Origin of the sequence: Microvirga pakistanensis (assembly GCF_004458765.1) — a bacterium.
GTDB classification, from domain to species: domain Bacteria; phylum Pseudomonadota; class Alphaproteobacteria; order Rhizobiales; family Beijerinckiaceae; genus Microvirga; species Microvirga pakistanensis.
Genome location: NZ_SPJX01000332.1, coordinates 102,221 through 126,189 on the forward strand (window position 1 = coordinate 102,221; position 23,969 = coordinate 126,189).

The following is a 23,969-nucleotide window of genomic DNA, read 5'->3' on the forward strand; positions in this document are numbered from 1 at the left end:
GCCTTCAGCCTGCGGTACAAATCAGATATAGGCTGCGGTTTGGCATGCTCGCTCGTAGACTTCCCTGTATTTGGAAGCCGAACGATCCCATCCGTGAGGCCGCTGCATTGCGGCCCTCCTCATGGCCGAGAGGCGTGGCCGAGAGCGAAACGTCTCAAGGCCTCGCTTGATTGCATCCATGAAACGATGAAGGCACGGCTCCCCAAAGAGGAAACCATTAACGCCGTCCTCGATCGTATCGGCCAGACCGCCCGTTCTATGGGCAATGGGAAGCGACCCGAAGCGCTGCGCATACATCTGGCTCAATCCGCAAGGCTCGAAACGGGAGGGCATCAGAAGGAAATCGCTGCCGGCATACATGCGGCGCGCAGCTCCTTCGTCATAACCGATTTTCACCCCCACGGATCCCGGGTGGCGCTCGGCCAGAACCTTGAGCTCTGCTTCGAACCGCGGCTCCCCTTGGCCGATGACGGCGATCTGGCCGCCTTGCGAAACGATTGTTTCAGCGGCCGAAATGGCAAGGTCGACGCCCTTCTGATGGACGAGACGCGACACGACCGCAAACAAGGGACCGTTGGAGAGGGCGAGCCCGAAATTCTGACGGACATTGTTGGCGTTCGCGCGCTTTCCCCTGAAGTTTTCTGCGGAGAAGCGGCTGACCAGATAGGGATCCTTGCTTGGATCCCAACTTGAATCAATGCCGTTGATGATGCCATCGAGGCGGCCTTGATGAGCCCTTGTCCTCAAGAGCCCGTCGAGCCCGCAGCCGAACTCCGGCCGCGTGATTTCCTGGGCATAGGTCGAGCTCACGGTCGTGATGTGAGAGGCATAAAAAATCCCTGCCTTGAGAAAAGAAAGTTTGCCGTGGAACTCGACACCATTGATGTCGAAAGCGGCATCGGGGATGCCGAGGCGCGGCAGGCGATCACGTTCGAAGATACCCTGATAGGCAAGGTTATGAACGGTCAGGATAGTCGGGATATGCTGCCCGCGCCATGTCAGATAGGCTGCAGCCAGTCCCGAAGGCCAATCATTGAGGTGGAGGAGGTCGGCTTGCCAAAGCGGGTCACCGTTGCCGCACGCAATGTCGGCGGCCGCCAAGCCGAGACGTGCGAAACGGACGTCGTTGTCGCTCCAGTCCATGCCGAAGGGATCGACATAGGGCGAGCCGTCCCGATCGTACAGTTCCGGGCATAGGAGGATATAGACGGTCAAGCCATCCTTCGTCACGCCCCGGCCAAGTCCGCAGGCAGGGATTCCGTACGAGGCCGGCAAGCGTGCGATCTCCTCGACCGCTCCAATCTGCGAAAGGACCTGCCGATAGCCCGGGATGAGGATGCGGACATCATAATGATGCCGCAAGGCGCGCGGCAGAGCCGCTGACACCTCCCCGAGACCTCCCGCCTTGACGTAGTCGGCGATCTCGGATGTGACAAAAAGGATGGACTGTCTGCGGGTTATAGAGATGGTAGGCTGACGATCCTGGTGCAGATCGGCGCGCGCCATTGTCGCGAAAGCCGCACCAGCTTCCGAGTGAAATGTTTCCAACATGCTGTCACGAGGGCGCGCTCCCCATTGACCCCTCGCGCCCAAAGTAGGTCGGCCTTATAACGCCCTTCCCTCCGCAAAGTTCCGAACAAAGTCAGATTATTTTTCGGTAATCCGAGCTTGCAGAGCTTTATGGGCGAGCTGGAGAGCGCCAAGGCCTGACATCTCGCGTCTCGACATCTCACATCCTTAAAGTCCCTGAAGAGCTTGACTGTATTTTTGAAGAACCCCGGGAACATTGGAAAGCGAAGCTCGTTCGCAAGTGCCCCGAACTTTTGGAGATCTCATGCGGCGAAAACACCCAATGCCTTTTGGGGCAGAAATCTCAGATGAGGGCGTTCGCTTCGCCCTCTGGGCTCCGACCGCGCGCGAGGTCAAGCTGGTCCTCGACGGGGCAGAAGACCCATTGGATCGACAGGATGACGGCTGGTATCGCACCGTCTCGGCGAGAGCTGGGGCGGGCAGCCGCTATGGCTACAAGATCGACGGCAATCTCGTGGTGCCGGACCCTGCCTCTCGGCACCAACCTGACGATGTCCATGGATTGAGCCGTGTCGTGGATCCGAGTATCTACGAATGGTCCGACGCAGCATGGACCGGGCGTCCGTGGGAAGAGACCGTTCTCTATGAGGCGCATGTGGGCACGGTGACCCCGGAGGGTACATTTTCCGGCCTCATGAACAAACTCGAGGCTCTACGCGATACGGGCGTGACGGCGGTTGAACTGATGCCGATCGCGGAATTCCCAGGGCGTCGGAACTGGGGCTATGATGGGGTTCTCCCCTACGCACCTGACGCAGCCTACGGCAGCCCCGAGGACCTGAAGCGGCTGATCGACCGTGCTCACGAACTTGGTCTGATGATGTTCCTCGACGTCGTCTACAACCATTTCGGTCCTTCCGGCAACTATCTTCATGCCTATGCCAAGGCATTCTTCACGGATCGGCACCCGACTCCGTGGGGTGCAGGAATCAATGTGGATGGCGAGGGAAGCCGCGTCGTGCGCGACTTCTTCATCCACAATGCGCTCTATTGGTTGGAGGAATATCGCTTCGACGGTCTGCGCTTCGATGCCGTGCATGCCATCGTGGACGACAGCAAACCCCATTTCCTCGAGGAGCTCGCCACACGCGTCCGCCAAGCCTTTCCCGAGCGCCAGATCCATCTCGTGCTCGAGAACGAGGCCAATCAGGCGCGCTGGCTCGAACGCAGCTCTGACCGGCGCCCGCTCCTTCACACGGCACAATGGGCGGACGACATCCACAACTCCTGGCATGCCCTGCTGACCGGAGAGAACGAGGGCTACTACGAGGATTATGCCGACCGGCCGCTCGAACGTCTCGGCCGCGCGCTTGCGGAAGGCTTTGCATATCAAGGAGACCCGTCAACCCACAAACCCGGCGTCACGCGCGGGGAGCCGTCCGCTCATCTGCCGCCGACAGCCTTCGTGTCCTTCCTCCAAAACCACGATCAAGTCGGCAATCGCGCCTTCGGCGAGCGCCTCGCACATCTCATCCCGTCGGATCGCCTTGGACTGGCTCAGGCCATCTTTCTCCTTTCACCACAGATTCCGCTGATCTTCATGGGAGAAGAGTGGTCGGCATCGTCACCCTTCCAGTTCTTCGTCGATTTCGAGACGGAGCCCGATCTTGCCAAGGCCGTCCGGGACGGACGACGAGGCGAGTTCAAACATTTCAAGGCGTTTGCCGACCCTGCGACGGCACAACGTATTCCCGATCCGACGGACCGGACAACATTCGAGCGCTCCAAGATCGACTGGATGGAGACAGGCGGCTCGCCGCACCGGGAGGCCCTTCTGGAAACGAAACAACTGCTGATGCTGAGGCGAGACGAGATATTGCCCCTCATCCGGAGTGAATATCGTGGTTCTCGATATGTCATCCTGCAGGAAAGCGCCCTTGATGTGAGTTGGATGTTCGAAAGCGGAACACTCCGCATGCTCGCGAATTTCGGAGACAAGCCGGTATCGGTCGACATCGGCGGCAATGAGCGTGTGCTCTGGTCGAACGCAGATTCCACGCCCACCCAAGGAAACGCTCGGCTCGGGCCAGGGAACGGCATTATCGTAAAAGAGGCATTGGCATGAGCAAGCTGGATGCTCTCTTGGAGCACATGGCGGACCTGGTCGGCATGTCCACGGACTATGCGGATGCCTTCGGACGAACCATTGAGACCAGCCCCGAAACCCGCAACGCCGTTCTGGCGGCTCTCGGCCTCAGCATAAACTCTGAGGCTGAGGCTCAGGCCAGCCTTGCCCGCCTGGAAAAGCTGAAATCGGGTCTCATCCCGGCCATTCTTCCGGTATCCTCGGAGCAGCCCACAACCGTCCGGCTGCGCGGGAAAACAGGCCCACTCGGTTGGACGATCATTGAGGAGAACGGCGCAAGGCACGAAGGGAAACTGGCCGAGGGAGCAGGCACGCTGAAGCTCCCTGCCCTGCCCATGGGCTATCATCGTCTCCACTTCGGTGCATTCGAGTCTACGCTGATCGCAGCTCCCGAAAGCTGCTGGATTCCCGAAACCCTGAGGCAGGAAAACCGCCTGTGGGGCGCGGCAACCCAAATCTACTCCCTTCGCTCGGAGCGCGATCTCGGCATCGGCGACTACTCGGATGTGGCGCTCCTGGCGGAGAAAACCGGCATCATGGGCGGCTCCTTTCTGGGCCTCAGCCCGGTTCATGCCCTTTTCTCCGCCGATCGGACGAAGATCTCACCGTACTCGCCCTCGTCACGGCTCTTCCTGGAGCCGCTTTACATCGACCCGACCGACGTGGAAGGGTTCGCGGAGAGCGACGCCAGCCGGATTTTGGGCAGGCCCGACGTCCAGAAGCGTTTGTCTCAGCTCCAAGAGGCTCACCTCATCGACTACGCCGAAGCATGGTCCATCAAGCTCTCTGTCCTCGAGGCGCTGTGGCGACACTTCCAGGCATCCGGCGAGCATGCGGCTTTCGAGACGTTCCGCCGCGACGGCGGACAGGCGCTCGAGGCGCATGCCACCTTCGAGGCCCTCTCGGAGCACTTTCGGGAACAAGGCTGCGCCTGGGTCGGTGATTGGCCGGAGCCTTATCGGGACATTCGCTCCATCGAAGTCAGCCGCTTTCGTTCCGAGCACCAGGAGCGTGTCGCCTTTCATGTGTGGCTGCAATGGCTTGCCGATCGGCAGCTGGCACGGGCTGATGAACGCGCCCGGGCAGCCGGCCTGACGATTGGCCTTTACCGCGATCTCGCCGTTGGCGCAGACGGCGGCGGCTCGGAAATTTGGGCGACACCCGAGCGGTTTGCTCCAGGCCTCGCCATTGGCGCGCCTCCTGACCCTCTCGGTCCGCAGGGACAGAACTGGGGCTTGCCGCCCTTCAATCCTCTCACGCTGGAGGAACAGGGCTTGGCGGCCTTCCGGGACCTTGTCGCCGCGAATATGCGGCATGCAGGTGCGATCCGCATCGATCACGCATTCCAGCTTCAGCGTCTTTTCCTCATTCCCTCGGGTGCGCCGGCTTCGCAGGGCGCTTATGTCGATTACCCATTCGAGGCCATGCTCGCAGTCCTGCGCGTGGAAAGCCATCGCGCGCGCTGCCTCGTCATTGCCGAGGATCTCGGAACGGCTCCGAAAGGATTCTCGGATGCCATTATGACATCCGGCGTGCTCAGCTATCGCGTTCTTCCTTTCGAGAGAGAAGGATCATCCTTCAAAAGGCCAGACGATTACCCACGCTCGGCGCTCGCCGTTCTGACGACGCATGATCTTCCCACGTTCAGGGGCTGGTGGCAGGGGCTCGATATCGATCTGCGGCAGACGCTTGGTATCTTCGATCCCGCGACCGCAGCCAGGGAGCATGCGGCGCGAGAGGTGGATAGGCGATCTTTTGCCGATGCCCTGCGCGGAGAGAGCCTGCTCTCTGCGGCCGATATCCCGAGCGAACCGCCCCTGGAAGGAGCGGTGCGCTATCTTGCTCGCACCGCATGCGCCCTCACGGCGCTGCAGGTCGAGGATCTGTCCGGCGAGTTGAACCAACCCAACATGCCCGGCATGGACGCGGGCCATCCTAACTGGCGCAGGCGTCTGTCGAGAACGATCGAGTCGATTGCAGCCCCCGGCAGCCCGATGGCCAAATTATCCGTCGCCATGACGGAAGAAGGCCGGAACGCTCACGGTCGCGGCAGTCGTCTCGCCTCGCCTCCGCCTCGCGCCACGTACCGGCTCCAATTTCACAAGGACTTCACATTTGACGATGCCGTCAAGATCGTGCCGTATCTCGCGCGGCTCGGCATCAGCCACGTGTACTCGTCCCCCATTCAAATGGCGAGCCCTGGCTCCACTCATGGTTACGACATCGCGGACCATTCCGCCATCAATCCTGAACTCGGAGGCGAAGAAGGCTTTCGCCGCCTGTCGGATGCTTTGACGGCCCATGGCCTGAAACTCCTGCTCGACATCGTGCCCAACCATATGGGTATCGGTGGCCGGACGAACGAATGGTGGCTGTCCGTTCTCGAATGGGGTCGGCTGTCGCCTGTCGCGAACGCTTTCGACATTGATTGGGAACGTCCCGGCGCCGACGGCAAGCTCATCATTCCTGTTCTCGGCAGCCTCTATGGCGAGACACTCGAGAAGGGCGAGTTGCAGGTTAAGTTCGATGAGGATGGGAGTTTCAGCGTCTGGCATTGGGAACACCGGCTTCCGATCTGCCCGACAACCTACCCCCTGCTGCTCGATTTGGCGTTGGCGGCGATCGATGACAGATCGAAATCAGGAGAGTTGCTTGCAATCGCGGAAGATCTGCGGGCTCTGAGCAGGCAGGCATTGTCGGAGCCTCAATCTACCCTTCCGGAAAAGGGGGAGGAGCTGAAGCGGAGACTGGCCGAAACCGTCGCCGCCCACCCGTCGGCCCGCAAAGCCATCGATCGCGCGCTGACAATTGTCAACGGCCGGCAGGGTTATCCTGAGAGCTTCAATGCTCTGCACCGTCTCCTCGAGGCGCAGGCATATCGCCCTGCCTATTGGAGGGTCGCATCGAGCGACATCAATTATCGCCGTTTCTTCGACATCAACAACCTTGCGGGCTTGCGCGTGGAGATCCCTGAGATCTTCGAGCGTACACATGATCTGATCATCCGGCTGGTGAACGAGGGCCGGGTTCATGGCCTGCGGATCGATCACATCGACGGCCTTGCAGATCCGGAAGGCTATACCCGGGCCCTGCAGCGCAAGGTGGGTCCCGGATTCTACGTTGTGGTCGAGAAGATTTTGGAGCCGGGTGAAAAGCTCCGCGCGTGGCCTGTCGCCGGAACGACCGGGTACGACGCGCTCAACCTGATCGACGGCGTTCTGGTCAATGAAGAGACGGGTGATACTTTCGAACGCATCTACCGAGAAGCCTCGGGAGTCTCCGATGATTACGAGGATCTGCTGAAACAGGCGAAGATGGACATAACCCAAGTCAACTTCGCCAGCGAGCTGGAGGTTCTCGTCAAGGATATCAAGACGATCGCAGCTTCCAGCCGGTACACACGGGACTATACGGCCTATGCACTGCGCCGTGCCTTGGTGGAGATCATCGCCGTATTCCCCGTCTACCGCAGCTACCTCGGCGAAAGTGAGACCGAACCCGCAGATGTTCAGTTGATCGAGAGCACGGTCGATGGAGCCAAACGATTCAGCACCCTACCCGACACGAGCGTGCACGACTTCATCGCAAGCGCTCTTCTCGGGAAGGCACGGACGGCCGATCCCGAGGATACCCGCCGCTTCCGCCGGCGCTTTCAACAGCTCACCGGTCCCGTTATGGCCAAGAGCCTGGAGGACACCCTGTTCTACCGCTACGGCCGCCTCATCGTTTTGAACGAGGTGGGCGGAGACCCTGCTCACTTCGGTCTCCCACTGCAAGTCTTTCATGAGTGCAACGCCGACAGAGCGGACAACTGGCCCCATGCCATGATCGCCACGGCCACTCATGATACGAAACGTGGCGAGGACGCCCGAGCCCGTCTGATCGCGCTCTCCGAGATGCCTGAGACATGGGAGGATTCCCTGAAGCTCTGGCGTGAGATCATCGCTCCTTACCTGTCCGATGTGAATGGCTCCCTTGCTCCGGATGCCAACGATCAGGTGATCCTGCTTCAGTCACTCCTCGGCGCCTGGCCACTGGAGCTTCTCGAATCCGAGGACAGTGGGCAACTCAGCTCCTTTCACGAACGCCTGAACGGGTACGTCACGAAAGCTCTTCGCGAGGCCAAGAGGAAGACGAGCTGGATCGATCCCGACGAGGACTATGAGGGAGCCGCGCTCAAACTCGTGCAGGCTGCGCTTGACCCGAAGAACGGCATCCTCAAGCGACTGCGCCCCCTTGCGCAACGCCTGTCCATGCCGGGAATGCTCAACGGGTTATCCCGAACCGTTCTGAAGCTGACCCTGCCGGGTGTGCCGGACATTTATCAGGGAACTGAATTCTGGGACTTTTCTCTGGTCGACCCGGACAACCGGCGCCCTGTCGACTACACCGCGCGGGAGAAGGCTCTTGATGAAGAGACATCGGCCGAGGCGTTGCTGGCCCAATGGCAGGATGGTCGCATCAAGCAACATTTGATCACGCGCCTCCTGCGGGACCGTGCAGACGCTCCCGAACTCTATGGTGTGGGCGACTACGCTTCCCTCCCGGTTGAAGGCAGCCGGGCTTCTCATGTCATCGCTTTTCAGAGACGCCATGGGGAGGATCGCCTCGTCGTGATCGTGCCTCGATTGTGGGGTGGGCTTGGCTCCATCGAGCGTCTGCAATTCGATCACGCGATCTGGCGGGACACGCGCATGACGCTGCCCGGGGGCCGGTGGAGAAACGTGATATCGGGCGATGTCATGGAAACAGGAGCTGAAGGGTCGGATCTGGGCGAGTTCCTGTCTCCCTTCCCCCTCGCCGTTCTCAGGCTCGTGGCGGAAGAATAAGGTGCCGGAGAGGATCTCCTCGCGCCTGCATCTCACCGTCTGGTCGCAGAGTTTGACCGCCCCATAATGGCTTCTCACGAACCTTGAGCGCTGCCGGATGATATGTATCGGCAGCCGAAGGATAACAAGGAGACGGCCAGGATGGCTCAGCGCAGGGGCGAATTGCAGAACGTAACGGAGAGTTCGTTCGCACCCCGAACCGTTTCCGATATCATTGCCTTAGGCGATCCTTTTTCGGTGCTTGGCCCTCACGAGATTGCACCCGGAATCTGGGAGATCCGGGCCATCATTCCCGATGCCGACGCCGTAACCCTGCTCGACCGTGATGGCCGGACCGCTCTCACGACCATGGAGAAGCGACATCCCGATGGCCTGTTCGTCGGTACTCTGAGCACTTTCGAAAGACCGGACTACCGCCTGCAGATCGAAAGGCAGGGACATACCGAGATCCGGCATGATCCCTACAGCTTCGGAACATTCCTGTCCCACGACGATCTGATGCGGCTTCGCACCTCCGGCAGCGATGCGGTTTATACGAAGCTCGGCGCCCACCATTTGGATTTGGGCGGGATCCAAGGCTTCCTTTTCACCGTCTGGGCGCCGAATGCGCGCCGCGTGAGCGTCGTTGGTGAGTTCAACAACTGGGACGGCCGCTGCCATCCCATGAGGCGACGTCACGAAGGAGGGGTTTGGGAGCTCTTCATTCCGGATGCCTCGGCAGGCCAGCGTTACAAGTTCGAGATTGTCGGATTCCACGGAAATCTGCTGGCGTTGAAGGCCGATCCGATGGCCTTCGCGGCGGAGAACCCTCCCGCTACCGCCTCCATTCTCAAGGGAGAACCGGCCTTCGAATGGAGGGACGAGGAATGGATGAAGTCCCGCGCTCGACAAGATCAGCGCAAGGCTCCCATATCGATCTATGAATGCCATCTCGGCTCATGGGCGCGCGTGCCGGAGGAAGGCAACCGCTATCTCACCTACCGCGAGCTTGCCATCCGGCTCATTCCCTATGTGAAGGATCTCGGCTTCACCCATATCGAGCTCTTGCCGATCACCGAATACCCCTTCGACGGATCATGGGGCTATCAACCGATCTCCCTTTACGCGCCAACAAGCCGTTTCGGAACTCCGGACGATTTCGCCGCCTTCATCGAGGCGGCTCATGCCGCAGGGATCGGCGTCATCCTCGATTGGGTGCCGGCGCATTTCCCGAACGACCCCCACGGCTTGAGTTATTTCGACGGCACGCATCTCTATGAACACGCAGATCCCCGCCTCGGTTTTCATCAGGACTGGGGCACTTATATCTACAATTTCGAGCGCCAGGAGGTTGCCACCTTTCTCGTAGCCAATGCTCGCTTCTGGCTCGATCACTATCATCTCGACGGTTTGCGGGTCGATGCGGTGGCCTCGATGCTCTATCTCGACTACTCCCGCAAACCGGGCGAGTGGATACCGAACCGCTACGGCGGCAACGAGAATCTGGGAGCCATCGATTTTCTGCGGCGGATGAACGAGGTGGCATACGCCTCCGCACCAGGCGCTATGACGATCGCCGAAGAATCGACCGCATGGCCGGGCGTGTCGCAGCCGACCTATGCCGGCGGCTTGGGTTTCGGGTTCAAATGGAACATGGGCTGGATGCACGATACCCTGCGCTACATCAGCAGGGATCCGATTTTCCGCCGTCATCACCATCGCGACCTCACCTTCGGCCTGGTTTACGCCTTCTCTGAGAATTTCATCCTTCCTCTCAGCCATGACGAGGTTGTCCATGGAAAGGGATCGCTCATCCGGAAGATGCCGGGCGATCGGTGGCAACGTTTCGCCAATCTCCGAGCCTATTTCGGCTTCATGTGGGGACATCCCGGAAAGAAACTTTTGTTCATGGGCGGCGAGTTCGCCCAGGAGCAGGAGTGGAACCACGACAGCAGCCTCGACTGGCACCTGCTGAACGATCCGGACCACAAGGGAGTCCAGGCACTGATCCGCGACCTTAATCAGGCCTATCGGTCGATCCCGGCTCTGCATGAACGGGATTGCGAGCAGAAAGGCTTCGAGTGGATCGTCTCCGATGACGAAGACAACAGCGTCGTTGCCTGGCTACGGCGTGGCCACAAGGAGGATGCGATTGCCGTGGTTGTGTCGAACTTCACGCCCGTTCCACGGGAGGGGTATCGCATCGGCGTGCCGGTACGGGGCTTCTACCGCGAGGCGGTGAATACGGACGCCTCCGTCTATGGCGGCACCAATATGGGCAATCTCGGAGGAGTGACCGCTGAGGAGGCGCCAAGCCATGGCTTCCCCTGCTCCCTCTCTCTCGTGATTCCGCCCCTCGCCACCCTGATTTTCGTTCTGGACCGTGTTTGAACGGCAAACCTGCCACCGAGCGTGACCGGGACTTCCTGTTTCCTCGCGCGTTGATGATGTAAACTGATCTGCTCCGCTTCCCGAGATCCGTGATGAACGACAAAGTTGCAATCCGTGAACCTACCCCGGCCGAAATCGTCACGCCGACCGTTCGGCGCACATCCCGGCTGCGAGAAGGGTTACCCTACCCACTGGGCGCGACATGGGACGGTCTCGGCGTCAATTTCGCACTTTTCTCCGCCAATGCCATCAAGGTTGAGCTGTGCCTCTTCGACTCTGAAGGCAAGCGGGAGCTGGAGAGGATCGAGCTTCCAGAATATACGGACGAAGTCTGGCATGGCTACCTGCCGGACGCCCGGCCCGGCACCACTTACGGCTATCGTGTCTATGGTCCTTACGAGCCCGACGCGGGACACCGGTTCAATCCCAATAAGCTGCTTCTCGATCCGTATGCCAAGCAAATCATCGGCGACTTGAAATGGGATCCCGCGCTCTTCGGGTATACGGTCGGCTCGCCGGATGCCGATCTTTCCTTCGACGAGCGCGACAGCGCTCCTTACATGCCAAAGTGCCGCGTGATCGAGTCAGCGTTTACGTGGGGCAACGAACGCAGGCCGCAGATCCCGTGGGAACGCACCATCATCTACGAGGCGCACCTGCGCGGCTTCACCATGAAGCATCCGGCGATCCCGAAAGATATGCGTGGCACGTGCGCGGGTCTGATGCATCATGAAGCCATCAACTACATCAAGAGCCTTGGTGTCACCGCCATCGAGCTGCTGCCCATCCACGCCTTCGTGGATGACAGCTATCTCGTCGAGAACGGCCTTCGAAACTACTGGGGCTACAACACCATCGGATTCTTTGCCCCCCAGCCGCGCTATCTGGCAACGCCTTTCGTGAACGAAGTGAAGGAAATGGTCAGCCATTTCCATGATGCCGGAATCGAGGTGATCCTCGATGTGGTCTACAACCACACGGCCGAGGGCAACGAGCTGGGTCCGACGCTCTCTTTCAGGGGCATCGACAACCCGTCCTATTACCGGCTCGCATCTGAAAATCGTTACTACATCAACGATACCGGCACCGGGAATACCGTCAATCTCAGCCATTCCCGCGTCCTGCAGATGGTGACGGACAGCCTCCGCTATTGGGCGCAAGAGGTGCGGGTCGACGGGTTTCGCTTCGATCTCGCGACCATTCTCGCCCGCGAGCCGCATGGCTTCGAAGAAGATGGCCGTTTCCTCGATGCGGTGCGGCAGGATCCGGTGCTCAGTCGGGTCAAACTGATCGCGGAACCTTGGGATTGCGGACCAGGAGGCTATCAGGTCGGGCGATTTTCGCCTGGTTGGGCAGAATGGAACGATCGCTATCGCGATACCGTGCGGGCGTATTGGAAAGGCGAGAACGGCAAGCTGCCCGAGCTTGCCTCGCGCCTCACCGCCTCGGCGGATCTCTTCAACAAGCGCGGACGAAAGCCCTGGGCATCCGTCAATTTCGTCACGGCCCATGACGGCTTCACGCTCCATGATCTCGTTTCGTACAATGACAAGCACAACGAGGCGAACGGCGAAGGCAACAAGGACGGTCACGATCACAATCTGTCCTGGAACCACGGCGTGGAAGGCGAGACCCAGGATCCCGAGATCCGCGCCCTGCGCAACCGCCAGATGCGCAACATTCTCGCAACGCTGCTCTTCTCCCAGGGAACACCGATGCTGCTGGCAGGAGACGAGTTCGGGCGGACACAAAAAGGCAACAACAACGCCTATGCTCAGGACAACGACATTTCCTGGATCGACTGGGAGGGCGTCGATGAGGACGGAGCCGAGCTTTTCGAGTTCACCCGCAAGCTGATCCAGCTGCGGCAGAACCTGCCGATCCTCCGGCGCGGACGCTTTCTGTCAGGCGTCTACAATGAGGAACTCGATGTCAAGGACGTGACTTGGCTCACGCCCGCTGGCGACGAGATGACTCCCGAGCACTGGCAAGATCCTCATGCCCGCTGCATCAGTATTCTTCTGGACGGGCGCGCTCAGCCGACCGGCATCCGCAGGCGAGGCACAGACGTTACCCTGCTGCTGATCCTGAATGCTCATCATGACGTCGTGAAATGCAAGCTGCCCGCCGTTACAGGGGGCCGTGCCTGGATCTGTCTTGCGGACACGAACAAGCCGGAGCTGACGTTCCCGGCCCCGTTCTCCTTCGGCAAGGATTTTGCGGTAACAGGACGCTCACTGCTTCTGTTCCAGCTTCAGCCGGAGGAACATTCCAAACAGGAGAAGAGGCGAACAACCTGATCGGGGCTGTCAAACCTCCTCCAAACATGAGCGGTAGAGCTGAGCATAGCGTTTCGCGGGTCTGCGCCATCCCACCTCCGCCACCATCCCATTCTGCTGAATCCGACGCCAGGATGCCCTATCCGACCAGAGCGCTTTGGCCCGGGCGATCGCATCAATGAGGCCTGTGAGATTGACGGGCGAGAACTGAAAGCCAGTCGCGGCTCCCGATGCAACGGCCATTTCGTTTGCGTCGATCACCGTATCGGCAAGACCGCCGACACGCGAGACGATCGGCACGCTGCCATAATGCATCGCGCATAGCTGTGTCAGACCGCATGGCTCGAAGCGAGAGGGCACAAGCAGCGCGTCAGCTCCACCTTGAATCAGATGTGCAAGCTCTTCATCATAGCCGAATAAGCAGCCGACCTGACCCGGATATACGACTGAGGCAGCGCGAAAGCTGTCCTCAAGGGTCCGTTCCCCAGCACCGAGAAGGGCAAGCTGCGCTCCATCAGCCAGGAGCGATGGTAAGACCGCGAGCACAAGGTCCAGCCCCTTCTGTTCAGAGAGCCGGCTCACGACCCCGAAGACCAATGCGTCGGGATTCGCATCGAGTCCAAGCCGTGCCTGGAGAGCCTTCTTGTTCAAGCTGCGTCGCTCCAGAGTATCCGGGGCAAAGGTCGCAGCCAGCGATTTGTCGGAGGCCGGATCCCAGATATGTTCATCAATCCCGTTCAGAATCCCGAACACGTCCTTTGAACGGGATCTCAGGAGACCATCAAGACCCATTCCACCTTCCGGCGTCTGGATCTCTTTCGCATAGGTGGGGGATACGGTCGTAATCCGGTCGGCAAGCCGCAGTCCTGCTTTCAGAAAGCCGATCTGGCCGTAATACTCGACTCCCTCCACTGTGAAGGACTCGGGCGGGAGTCCCAGTTCGTGAAGAAAACCGGCCGGAAAGCCCCCTTGAAAGGCGATATTGTGGATGGTCATGACGGTTCCGGGACGTGGCAAGTCGCCGTAGTGCAGATAGGCGGGCGCCAAGCCTGCCTGCCAGTCATGAGCATGGACGATATCAGGCACGAAGCCGGGAACCGCAGCCTGCCCGATGTCAGCTGCGACACGGCCCAACGCGGCAAAACGCCGGGCATTATCGGGCCAATCCCTTCCGTCGGGCGTCAGATAGGGAGAGCCGGGGCGTTCGAAGAGATGCGGGGCATCGAGGACGAAGAGCTCCAGTCGATGAGCGGTCGCCGCGACGAGCCGCGCCGCTCCTCCGAAGAGATCCGGATATTCACGAAGGGCCTCAATGCGCTCCAGAGCCCTCATGACGGGGGGATAGCCCGGGAGAAGCGAGACGACCCTCACGCCCTCATGCGCCAGCGCAAAGGGGAGCGCTCCCGCAACATCCGCCAGCCCGCCTGTCTTGATGACAGGAAAGAGCTCCGAAGTGACCGACAGAACCCTCAAGGGTTTCATCCAGAGAGCCTGTCGATCATCGGCTTCGTGATAAGGCAGATCCCGCGCTCCGTGCGTCGGAACCGCCGAGCATCCTCCTCGGGATCCTCGCCGACCACCAGACCGTCCGGAATGCGCACCCCGCGGTCGATGACGACGTTTTTCAACCGGGCTCTTCGGCCGACATCCACATAGGGCAGAATGACCGCTCCCTCGACCTCGGCATAGGAATGAAGACGCGCTGCGGTGAAGACAAGCGACTGACGTAGGGACGCTCCGGAGACGATGCAGCCACCGGAGACGAGGGAGTTGATGGCATGACCTCGCCGCCCCTCTTCGTCATGGACGAACTTGGCAGGAGGCCAAGTTTCGGAAAAGGTCGAAATCGGCCAGTCGCGATCATAAAGATCGAGAGTCGGGACGATGGCGGTCAGGTCGATGTTGGCTTCCCAATACGCGTCGACCGTTCCGACATCGCGCCAGTAGGCGGGAGCATCCCTCCCGCCGGCCTCGGCCCCTGAACGGACGCAAGAACGTGTGAAGCGGTGCGCAACCGCTTTTCCATGCTGCACCAGATAAGGAATGATATCCTTCCCGAAGTCGCGGCTTGAGCCGGGCGCCTCCGCATCGTGCCGCAACAAGTCGAAGAGAAAGCGTGTATTGAAAACATAAATCCCCATGCTGGCGAGTGCCATATCGGGGTTGTTGGGAATACCGGGCGGATCGGCAGGTTTCTCTAGAAACGATACGATGCGATCCGTCTCGTCGACCCCCATCACGCCGAAACCCGTTGCCTCGACGCGCGGCACTTCGAGGCAGCCGACGGTCACATCAGCTCCGGAGTCCACATGCTCGCGGAGCATGATCTCGTAGTCCATCTTGTAGATGTGATCGCCCGCAAGGATGATAATGTATTCAGGATCGATGCTCGCGATGATGTCGATGTTCTGAAACACAGCATCAGCCGTTCCCTCATACCACATAGTCTCAGAAACACGCTGGCTCGCGGGAAGGATATCAAAGCTCTCGTTTCGTTCCGAGCGAAAGAACGTCCAACCTCTCTGCAGATGCCGGATCAGGCTGTGCGCCTTGTACTGCGTTGCCACACCAATCCGGCGAATGCCGGAATTCAGCGCGTTGGAAAGGGCAAAATCGATGATCCGCGTATTACCGCCAAAATAGACGGCAGGCTTCGCGCGGATATCGGTGAGCTCCATGAGCCGGGAGCCACGCCCGCCCGCGAGGACGTACGCCATCGCATGCCGGGCAAGAGGCGCAGAGGTGACACTCGGGGTGGGCAAGGCAAACTCCTCACATCAAGGGCGATTATCGCCTCTGTAGACGCCGGATCCGGTCTGAGGTTTTTCCTTCCGGTTCCGGAGTTCAGGGCCGTGGGCGTGCCTCTTGGCCCTTGCACGAAATCTGGGCAACACCTCCACGCGTCTCACATCATGCGGTCGGTTTCTTGGACCGCCTCCGCTTCGGCGCGGCCACGGTCTCACCCGCCGAAGCCTCTGCGTCGGCGACAGTCTCAGCTGCAGGATTGGCCACGCTCTTGCGTTTGCGGACCTTGGGAGCGGCCGGGCTGCTCAGAACCTCGTCAAGCGTTTGACTGGTCATTCCGAGGGGCGCAGGGCTTGTCTCGACAGGAGCATCGTCTTCGCGGCCAGCGGCAGGGTGCCGGTTATCACTGGTTTCACCGCTCTGCCGTCCGAGAACCTCCTGCTCGGCTTGATACCAGTATTCATCAGCCCGGTCCGGCAGCCCCCCGTGCTGCATCCACAATTCGTATGCCCGTTCCCGGATTCTCTGTTCAAGCTGCTTATCCATGACCACCCTTTGTGTCCTCGCACCTGACGTGCCTCGTGGGCGGCGAGCCGGCCTGCCACCCACGAAGCTGCATAAGTTATTAGGCGCACTCGGCGAATGACAACAGTCGAGAATGCTCGAGCTTGAGGTTTTAAGCCTTATCGGAGGATTAATTTTAGGCACCCTACAAACCAGCCGCGGCCGACATAGATACAATGTTTCGATGCCCGGAACCTTGGCTTGGCTACGGAGTTGCCGATGCAGTTCCTATGACGATGAGCACTGTAAATTTCTTCGATGAGCCGAGCGAGGGGACGGAACATGCCGCCGTCTGCCCGATGACGCTCGTGCCTTCAAGACCGATCCTGCAGCCGGGGAGAAACTGCTGGAGACTCGTACCTGCAGACAAGGCCTCTGCTCTCATCGACGGCGAAGAGTATTTTACGCAACTGGAAGCCGCCCTGCGAAGAGCCAAGCGCTCGATCATGATCATCGGCTGGGATTTTGACGGCAGCATTCGCCTGCGCCCGGACATCGCCCCTGAGGCCTCGCCGCCTCTGGGTTCTCTCCTGCGCTCCCTGGTCGAGGAAAAGCCCGATCTTGAAATCCGCATTCTGGTCTGGAGCGTCGCTGTGGTCCACGCCCCCGGCGCTCCCGGGCCGTTGATTTTCGGGGCCGAATGGCAAAATCACCCGCGGCTTCAGCTGCGCCTTGACAAGCATCATCCGCTCTATGCCGCCCACCACCAGAAAATCGTATGCATCGATGACAGCCTCGCGTTCGTCGGCGGGATGGACCTGACCGTCAGGCGTTGGGATACAAGGGATCACTCCTGCGACAATCCCTATCGTCTCAGGGAGGACGGCACGATCTACGATCCGGTCCACGACGTTCAGATAGTCGTCACGGGCCCGGCCGCGCATTCCATCTCGGAACTGGCCTGCGACCGATGGAGGATCGCAACCGGAGAGGAGATCCAGCTCCGTTCACAGCCCGAGCAGGAACCATGGCCGCTAGATCTTTGCCCTCACTTCAGCAATGTTCCGGTCGCGATCTCCCGCACCTATCCTGCCTGGGGGCGGCAATCCGCCGTACAGGAAGCCGCCGCGCTTAACCTCGATGCGCTGTCCGCTGCAAGGCACTCGATCTATATCGAGGCACAGTATATGACGGCGCCGTGCATCGGCGATGTCTTGGAACGCCAACTTGCCAGACCCGACGGCCCGGAGATCGTGGTTATCCAGACCCACGAATCCCACGGCTGGGCCGAAAAGAGGGTCATGGGCACGAACCGGGACCGCCTCATCCGTCGCCTGCGCAAGGCCGACAGGTATGATCGACTGCGCGTCTACTACCCCGTGGTGCCGGCGGCGAACAGTTTCTGCCAAGTGCTGATCCATTCGAAACTGATCATAGTGGATGACGTGTTCCTGCGTATCGGTTCATCCAACCTGAACAACCGCTCGATCGGCCTCGACACGGAATGCGATCTCGCCATCGAAGCCAACAACGATGCGATGCGCCGGACCATCGTCGATCTGCGCAACCGCCTCTTGGGAGAGCATCTGAATGTGAGCCCGGACATACTGTCGAGGGCTATTGACGAGGAGGGTGGGTCGCTGATCGCTGCCGTCGAGCGTCTGAACGTCAACGACCGGCGCTTGCATCTGTTCGACGCCATGTTCGATGAGGGACCTGCGGAGCCTGCCGTCGGCACCAGTCTTCTCGATCCTCTCGAGCCGTTCGAGCCGCTCTGGTTCCTGAAGCGCACCTGATAAGGGCTATGCCCTTACGGCACCCTTGGCCATGTCAGAGGAAGCATGGTTCTTGCGCCGATAAACGAGCTCCGTAATGACGAACAACGGGATGCCGAGGCAGAGCGGGATCAGGAAATACACGAACCGGAACACCAACAATGGCCCGATCAAATCCTGGCCTGGTAGAAGATACATCACGACGCTCTCGATGACACCGAGGCCACCCGGCACATGGCTGATGAGCGCAGTGGTATTCGCGATCACATACACGGATGCAACACCTACGTAAGCGACATCGGTGACTGCCGCGAGAGCCTGGTGAAGACAGGCCGCCACACAGGCGAAGTTGATGGAGCCGATCGCGGCCTGGCCAACAGCAAGCCGCAAGGACGGAACCTCGAGCGACCATCGCCAGATCCTGAGCGGCCGACGGACGAAGGCGGCGAGCACAAGATAGAGCGCGGGCAATGCCAAGCAGGCCGTGCCGAGAAAAACAACGATGGATTGGGAGAGGCCGGTGATCTCGACCGCAAGACTGGAGCGTAGCAACAGTGCCACGCCTCCCAGAACCAAAAGACCGATCCCAACCGTGATACCGCAGAAGGCGATGACCTTTGCCACTTGTTCGGCGCTCAGGCCCCAGCGTGTGTAGAAACGATAGCGGACGGCGCCACTGCTCAGAAACGCCAGACCGATATTATGGCCAAGCGAAAGACTGGTGAACGAGGTCCAGGCCGCTTTATAATAGGGTAGCGGCCGGCCAACATAGTGCAAAGCGAGATAATCGAAGCAGCTGAGGCACAGGTAGCTCGCTGCGGCAAACCCAGCTGCCGCACTCAGGTGCCCCACAGGAATCGCCGCAACAGCCCCGATGAGCTGATCCACGCTGTAGCGGCTAAGCGTGCGGTAGAGCAGGAAGGCTGCAAGGCCGATGGCAACGACCGCAATCAGAGGCTTCCAGATCTTCCGCATCCATAATCCCGTCGTGCGAGGAGCTCAAGGTGAGGCTTGCTGTGCTTGCCCGCCATAGGAGACCTAGGACAAGAAATATTGATGCGTTCCGGTTCCTTTACTACTCGCGCATATGAGCGACATCGGCTTTTTGCTCCCTGACCGGCATAACCTGAAACTCGATCATCAGGGGCAGATGGTCCGAAGCCATCCTTGCCATGGGCGAGCGTATGGACTCTACGCGGGCCACATGAATTGAGCGACTGACGAAAGCATGATCGATCCGTAGCATCGGCAAGCGCGACGGGAAGGTCGCGATAGCGCGCCGGTGGGAAACGGCAACCTGGGCGTCGCGAAGCCGTGATGCGAGACGCTGATAGGCCCTGGATCGAGGCGATGCATTGAAATCACCCAACAGGATCACCGGCTCGCGACATGCCTTATGACCCAGCCAGTGCGGCCCGAGAAGGCAATCCACCTGCGCCAAACGCTCGTGGCGACGCAAGCCCAGATGTGTCGTGATCACCTGCACGACCGTTCCGCCAAGGTTGACCGAGGCCCAGAGCGCCCCTCTGGGTTCCAAGCTCAGGTGACCGGCTCCGCCCGGGAGAGGTCCCGCCTTGACCAGTTCCGAGGGCCTGTGGGTCAGAATAGCGTTGCCATATTCCTCCTCAAGCACGCGGAGACTGGCATGAAAGTGCATCTGCATCCCAAGTGCTTGCGCAATGGCATCCGCCTGATCGATACCCCCGGTCCGTGCGCGCCTGACATCGAGCTCCTGAAGGGCCACCACATCTGGCTCATAGGCTGCGATCACATCGGCAATTCGTCCCGGCGAGAGCCGCCCGTCAGTTCCGAGACAGCGGCGCACGTTATAGGTCAGTATTCGCGGCACCTCGCCTCCTTCCAGGGAATTTGGGCTTCTTCAACAGGAGCTACGTAACAGCAGCCTCAGCAGCACTAACACCGGATTGAGCAAGAATTTCCCTGAGCCCTATTTCACCAGTGCCAACGATGTGACGAGACGCCGCAGGCCATCTTGAGAACCCGTCTGCAAGGGTTTCTCAGAGCATGCCTCCTTCCCGTCCGGATTTGGAATGGTATGGAGGGCGCAACGGGTGACGCGCTCAATAAAGAACGGGAGCCGTGCGTCCATCCGGCACCGGCTCCCGTCTTTCTGACCGGCCGCCCGAGCAACCGGTTGAGTTGAACATACCCCTAATCTCAACAGATAGCCTTAATGCATAGGGGGTATGAAAATGACTCATTCGAGCAGCGTTCCCTCTTGCAAAGAGCCCTCAGGCTGGGCACTGACCGTAGCCATACACGGTCCTGCCCGAACGGATGCCCGAATGGGGAACTTGCTAGGCGGCCCGTACAGGCCATGGGGATGGCGAGACAGGTGGATGGAATCGACATGAGGGATCAGTACTCACTTCAGAAAGACAAAATACGGATCCTTCTGCTCGAGGGGGTCAATGACAGCGCCGTGGAGTTGATCAGAGCCGCTGGTTACACGAACCTAACCCACCTCAAAACAGCTCTTGACGAGCAGGATCTAATCGAGGCTCTCCAAGGGGTGCATATTCTTGGTATTCGCTCCCGCACCCAGCTGACACGCGACGTGTTCGCCGCTGCTAACCGTCTCATAGCTGTCGGTTGTTTCAGTGTGGGGACCAACCAAGTCGATCTGGAATCTGCCCGCCATGCCGGTATCCCGGTCTTCAACGCTCCGTTCTCGAACACTCGCAGCGTCGCCGAACTCGTGATCGGCGAGATCGTCATGCTGCTGCGTCGCATTTTTCCGAAATCCGCGACAGCTCACGCGGGCGGTTGGGAGAAGTCAGCTGTAGATAGCCATGAGGTGCGTGGCAAAACGCTCGGTATCGTCGGTTACGGTAATATCGGCTCGCAATTATCGTATCTCGCCGAGTCTATGGGCATGCGTGTCATCTTCTATGATCAGACCGACAAGCTGCGCCACGGCAACACGGAGCCGGCTGACAGCCTGCAGGATCTGCTGCGTCAGAGCGACGTAGTGAGTCTGCACGTCCCAGAGACTCCTGCCACGCACGGCATGATCGGCGCCACTGAACTCGCCGCAATGAAGAAGGGCGCCTATCTCATCAATAACAGTCGCGGCACAGTAGTGGATCTCGATGCACTTGCGGAAGCGCTGAAGAGCGGTCACCTGCGTGGCGCCGCTGTCGATGTGTTCCCTGTCGAGCCAGCTTCCAATAAGGAGCGCTTCGTGGCGCCGCTCCAGGGGCTCGACAACGTTATCCTCACTCCGCATATCGGTGGGTCTACGGAGGAGGCCCAGGAGCGCATCGGAGCCGAGGTGGCTAGGAAGCTCATCGACTATTCCGATGTCGGCTCGACTATCGGCGCCGTCAATTTCCCGCAAGTGCAGCTTTCGTCGCGCGCTACGGGCACACGCTACATCCATGTGCACCGCAACGTTCCCGGCATGCTTGGACGCCTCAACCAAGCCTTCTCCAGGCGCGGCCTTAACATTACAGCGCAACATCTTCAAACCGACGGCGAGATCGGCTACGTGGTCATCGAGGTCGAGGGGCAGCCTGATCAAAGCCGCGATACGCTGAAAGAGATCCGCGCCTTGGATGGTACGATCCGCGCACGCCTGCTCTACGCACTCGGTTGATGGAATGGACTCATGCCAATATCGGTACTTTCCTAAACCGCGCCACCGTGCTTGGATTACAGGATGATCGCACGCGTTCAGGAACGCCTCCGAAGCCTCCTGCAGCAGACGGCATCGCGCATCGCAGATGCCGCGCGCCTTCCAGCCGTGATTGTGAAGGATACTGAGGCGACGCTCGGCGCCGCGCGGCCACACCCGAGCCCAAGAGAGCGCAGCCGTTCAGACGACACGGTTCGCTCATTTCCTCAGCCTTCTAAAGAGCAAGATAACCCAACCGACATGAGCGCTTCCGTCGAGACATTAGCTGAACAGATGCTAACTCTGGTGGACATCGTTTCATCTCAGGAAAAGGACATCAAAGCCCTGAAAGAACAGTGCAGGCGGCTCGAAGAGCATAACCAAGCCATCATGGTCGCTTTCTCGGCCTTCTTTCATGTGCTGGCGGTGGGCCGGGTAGCGAAATCCGGCGAGATTGCCGCCCTTCTGCAGAACATCAGCACGATCGCCGAGCAGGAAGGACGCCCCAAGGAAGCGGTCACGTTCCTCCAAAACCTTGCCAAGATGGTTCCAGGATCTACGGAATCCGGCTCCAGCAGCTAGCCTTACGCTCCCTCGGTGCGTCAACCGGTCTTAAGTACCCCTTAACCTTAAGAACTCATGATCGAGGAAGCTGCGGATCGATCTGCGCGCTTGGGATGAGACCGTTGACGTCACATTCGGAGAAGGACGCCATTCATGTTGGTGGAGACAAACTTCACAGCCGTTGAGAGCCTGATCGCGGAGCATGTTGCCACCTCATTCAAGGAAAAGAAATCTCCTGGAACGGATGCAAGCACTGCAGCTCAGATCCGTAACTGCATCACGGATCGTCTTGAGTCAGTCAGCGTAAGCTCCGACCAGGATAATTCCCCTCTGGCGGTGCTGGTCCTTTACAACCAGCCTTTCAGAGCATTCTCGCTTACGCCGCCGGTCGGCATTTCACAGGTCCGTGCATCGCGGCTGGATCTACTGCACCGGTCCCTGGAAGAGCTTCGCCTCAAGGCGGGAGGCGCAACGCGAGGGCACTCCCGCCCCGCTCCTATCGAGCTCATCCTCGAACGTCAGCAGCTCGCCCTGAAGAACGAGCTCACCGAAGGATTCGGACGTCTCGAGACATGGTTCGTTTCCACCACGGCCTTTGCTCTCGTTCTACTCAACGCCATCGACGTTTTTTGGGCGCTTCCGGTCCTCGCACTGAGCATCGGCCGGTCCTTGCATTTGGATTCGCAGTGCAAGAAACGTAGTTTGCGAATGGCCGAAATTGATACGCTCGCCGCAGTCTCGGCCCGGCGCCCTCACGCTTGAGAGGGCAAGAGTGCGTCGCGCAGGCGCTGCCAGCTGTCCCGGTCGGGTGCGCTGATCAACCCGCCACCGCGATCAACCGGGCGGTAGGGCGAGCCGTCGAAGTGCGCCGTATAACCGCCTGCCTCACGGTGGATAAGCCAGCCTGCCGCATGGTCCCAGGGCATGACGCTGGATGAGAAAGCGAAGTGCAGGTGACCGCCGGCGATCTGACGATAAGTATGCGCGGCGCATCTCAAGTCAGCCGCCATGGCGACGCGTGGCAGATGACCGGTCACCACGGGACGAAGCGCCTCGGGCAGGTAGCGCCAGGATACGTTGCCGGCCATCTCAGAGAGTGGAACGGCCGAGGCGACCTTCAGGCCGCGCGTGCCGCCGTCCGGCCGCTGCAGCCAGGCTCCCTCACCGCGCACGGCGATAGCCCAATCGTCCGAGACGGGATCCAGAATGACACCGCACACCACCTCCCCCCTCATGACAGCCGAGGCCATGACGCCGAACAGAGGTAGACCGGACGCGAAGTTCAAGGTGCCGTCGATAGGGTCGAGGATGAAGGCGAGATCCGCACCCGCCAGCTTATCGAGAAGCTTCGGATCGCGGCTGACGCCCTCCTCGCCAATCACCACGGCATCCGGAAAAATCCGCAGCAGTTCGGTCTCGATGGCGCGCTCAGCTGCTTCATCCGCATCCGTCACCAAATCGAGCTGCGATGTTTTCGTGCGGATGGCGCCGGCAGAAAGATTCTTGAACCGTGGAAGAATCTCGGCTTGCGCAACGGTCCTGAGGATCTGCGCAAGGGTGAGGGCATCGGCTTTGGAAAACGTCATTGGG

15 protein-coding genes are annotated in these 23,969 nt (G+C 59.9%); 8 read left to right on the top strand and 7 right to left on the bottom strand.

Features of this window, described 5'->3' with window-relative positions; genetic code table 11:
• Positions 1–21: 21 nt before the first annotated feature.
• Positions 22–1,506, bottom strand: a complete 1,485-nt coding sequence (glgA, locus tag E4K09_RS17875; RefSeq protein ID WP_244610576.1) for a glycogen synthase GlgA — start codon at positions 1,504–1,506, stop codon at positions 22–24.
• 328 nt (positions 1,507–1,834) lie between these two features.
• Here glgA (E4K09_RS17875) and treZ point away from each other — a divergent pair, with 328 nt between their 5' ends.
• The 4 genes from treZ to glgX all read left to right on the top strand — a co-directional run bounded on the left by treZ (position 1,835) and on the right by glgX (position 13,175).
• The gene (treZ, locus tag E4K09_RS17880; RefSeq protein ID WP_134499140.1) at positions 1,835–3,655 is read left to right on the top strand and encodes a malto-oligosyltrehalose trehalohydrolase; all 1,821 of its coding nucleotides are present in this window, start codon (positions 1,835–1,837) and stop codon (positions 3,653–3,655) included.
• Entirely contained in the window at positions 3,652–8,505 is a 4,854-nt protein-coding gene (locus E4K09_RS17885; RefSeq protein WP_134499141.1) for a malto-oligosyltrehalose synthase, read from the top strand. Before treZ ends, E4K09_RS17885 begins: the two co-directional genes overlap by 4 nt.
• 141 nt (positions 8,506–8,646) lie before the next feature.
• Positions 8,647–10,875, top strand: a complete 2,229-nt coding sequence (gene glgB, locus E4K09_RS17890; RefSeq protein ID WP_193557311.1) for a 1,4-alpha-glucan branching protein GlgB — start codon at positions 8,647–8,649, stop codon at positions 10,873–10,875.
• Positions 10,876–10,967: 92 nt separating this feature from the next.
• Complete coding sequence (gene glgX / locus E4K09_RS17895) at positions 10,968–13,175, top strand: glycogen debranching protein GlgX (RefSeq protein WP_134499143.1); 2,208 nt, start codon at positions 10,968–10,970, stop codon at positions 13,173–13,175.
• 9 nt (positions 13,176–13,184) lie between these two features.
• Here glgX and glgA (E4K09_RS17900) read toward each other — a convergent pair whose 3' ends face one another.
• The 3 genes from glgA (E4K09_RS17900) to E4K09_RS30855 all read right to left on the bottom strand — a co-directional run bounded on the left by glgA (E4K09_RS17900) (position 13,185) and on the right by E4K09_RS30855 (position 16,445).
• On the bottom strand, positions 13,185–14,636 hold the full coding sequence (glgA, locus tag E4K09_RS17900; RefSeq protein ID WP_134499144.1) for a glycogen synthase GlgA: 1,452 nt from the start codon (positions 14,634–14,636) through the stop codon (positions 13,185–13,187).
• Entirely contained in the window at positions 14,633–15,916 is a 1,284-nt protein-coding gene (glgC, locus tag E4K09_RS17905) for a glucose-1-phosphate adenylyltransferase (RefSeq protein ID WP_134499145.1), read from the bottom strand. The genes glgA (E4K09_RS17900) and glgC overlap by 4 nt, the downstream gene beginning before the upstream one ends.
• Before the next feature lie 148 nt (positions 15,917–16,064).
• A complete protein-coding gene (locus tag E4K09_RS30855; protein ID WP_134499146.1) occupies positions 16,065–16,445 on the bottom strand; it encodes a DUF2934 domain-containing protein in 381 nt (126 codons plus the stop codon).
• Positions 16,446–16,699: 254 nt separating this feature from the next.
• Between E4K09_RS30855 and E4K09_RS17915 the strand changes: the two genes are divergently transcribed.
• A complete protein-coding gene (locus E4K09_RS17915) occupies positions 16,700–18,199 on the top strand; it encodes a phospholipase D-like domain-containing protein (RefSeq protein WP_134499147.1) in 1,500 nt (499 codons plus the stop codon).
• Between the two features lie 6 nt (positions 18,200–18,205).
• On the opposite strand, the gene E4K09_RS17920 is transcribed toward E4K09_RS17915, so the two are convergent.
• Positions 18,206–19,153, bottom strand: coding sequence for a putative bifunctional lysylphosphatidylglycerol flippase/synthetase (locus tag E4K09_RS17920; protein ID WP_134499148.1), 948 nt, complete (start codon positions 19,151–19,153; stop codon positions 18,206–18,208).
• A 100-nt stretch (positions 19,154–19,253) separates the two neighbouring features.
• Positions 19,254–20,027, bottom strand: a complete 774-nt coding sequence (locus E4K09_RS17925; protein ID WP_134499149.1) for an endonuclease/exonuclease/phosphatase family protein — start codon at positions 20,025–20,027, stop codon at positions 19,254–19,256.
• Between the two features lie 522 nt (positions 20,028–20,549).
• Here E4K09_RS17925 and serA point away from each other — a divergent pair.
• The 3 genes from serA (at position 20,550) to E4K09_RS17940 (ending at position 23,141) form a co-directional block, all read left to right on the top strand.
• Positions 20,550–21,797 (top strand): phosphoglycerate dehydrogenase, encoded by a 1,248-nt coding sequence (gene serA / locus E4K09_RS17930; protein ID WP_134499150.1) that lies wholly within the window; start codon positions 20,550–20,552, stop codon positions 21,795–21,797.
• A 63-nt stretch (positions 21,798–21,860) separates the two neighbouring features.
• A complete protein-coding gene (locus E4K09_RS17935) occupies positions 21,861–22,397 on the top strand; it encodes a hypothetical protein (RefSeq protein WP_134499151.1) in 537 nt (178 codons plus the stop codon).
• A 135-nt stretch (positions 22,398–22,532) separates the two neighbouring features.
• On the top strand, positions 22,533–23,141 hold the full coding sequence (locus tag E4K09_RS17940) for a hypothetical protein (RefSeq protein ID WP_134499152.1): 609 nt from the start codon (positions 22,533–22,535) through the stop codon (positions 23,139–23,141).
• Here E4K09_RS17940 and E4K09_RS17945 read toward each other — a convergent pair.
• Positions 23,132–23,965: an inositol monophosphatase family protein gene (locus E4K09_RS17945; protein WP_134499153.1), complete on the bottom strand. Its 834-nt coding sequence runs from the start codon at positions 23,963–23,965 to the stop codon at positions 23,132–23,134. The genes E4K09_RS17940 and E4K09_RS17945 overlap by 10 nt on opposite strands.
• Positions 23,966–23,969 lie beyond the last annotated feature (4 nt).

Bases quoted from the DNA above. Each gene is read 5' to 3' on its own strand.
- glgA (WP_244610576.1), bottom strand. From the start codon at position 1,506: ATGGCGCGCGCCGATCTGCACCAGGATCGTCAGCCTACCATCTCTATA.
- treZ (WP_134499140.1), top strand. From the start codon at position 1,835: ATGCGGCGAAAACACCCAATGCCTTTTGGGGCAGAAATCTCAGATGAG.
- E4K09_RS17885 (WP_134499141.1), top strand. From the start codon at position 3,652: ATGAGCAAGCTGGATGCTCTCTTGGAGCACATGGCGGACCTGGTCGGC.
- glgB (WP_193557311.1), top strand. From the start codon at position 8,647: ATGGCTCAGCGCAGGGGCGAATTGCAGAACGTAACGGAGAGTTCGTTC.
- glgX (WP_134499143.1), top strand. From the start codon at position 10,968: ATGAACGACAAAGTTGCAATCCGTGAACCTACCCCGGCCGAAATCGTC.
- glgA (WP_134499144.1), bottom strand. From the start codon at position 14,636: ATGAAACCCTTGAGGGTTCTGTCGGTCACTTCGGAGCTCTTTCCTGTC.
- E4K09_RS30855 (WP_134499146.1), bottom strand. From the start codon at position 16,445: ATGGATAAGCAGCTTGAACAGAGAATCCGGGAACGGGCATACGAATTG.
- E4K09_RS17915 (WP_134499147.1), top strand. From the start codon at position 16,700: ATGAGCACTGTAAATTTCTTCGATGAGCCGAGCGAGGGGACGGAACAT.
- E4K09_RS17920 (WP_134499148.1), bottom strand. From the start codon at position 19,153: ATGCGGAAGATCTGGAAGCCTCTGATTGCGGTCGTTGCCATCGGCCTT.
- serA (WP_134499150.1), top strand. From the start codon at position 20,550: ATGAGGGATCAGTACTCACTTCAGAAAGACAAAATACGGATCCTTCTG.
- E4K09_RS17935 (WP_134499151.1), top strand. From the start codon at position 21,861: ATGATCGCACGCGTTCAGGAACGCCTCCGAAGCCTCCTGCAGCAGACG.
- E4K09_RS17940 (WP_134499152.1), top strand. From the start codon at position 22,533: ATGTTGGTGGAGACAAACTTCACAGCCGTTGAGAGCCTGATCGCGGAG.
- E4K09_RS17945 (WP_134499153.1), bottom strand. From the start codon at position 23,965: ATGACGTTTTCCAAAGCCGATGCCCTCACCCTTGCGCAGATCCTCAGG.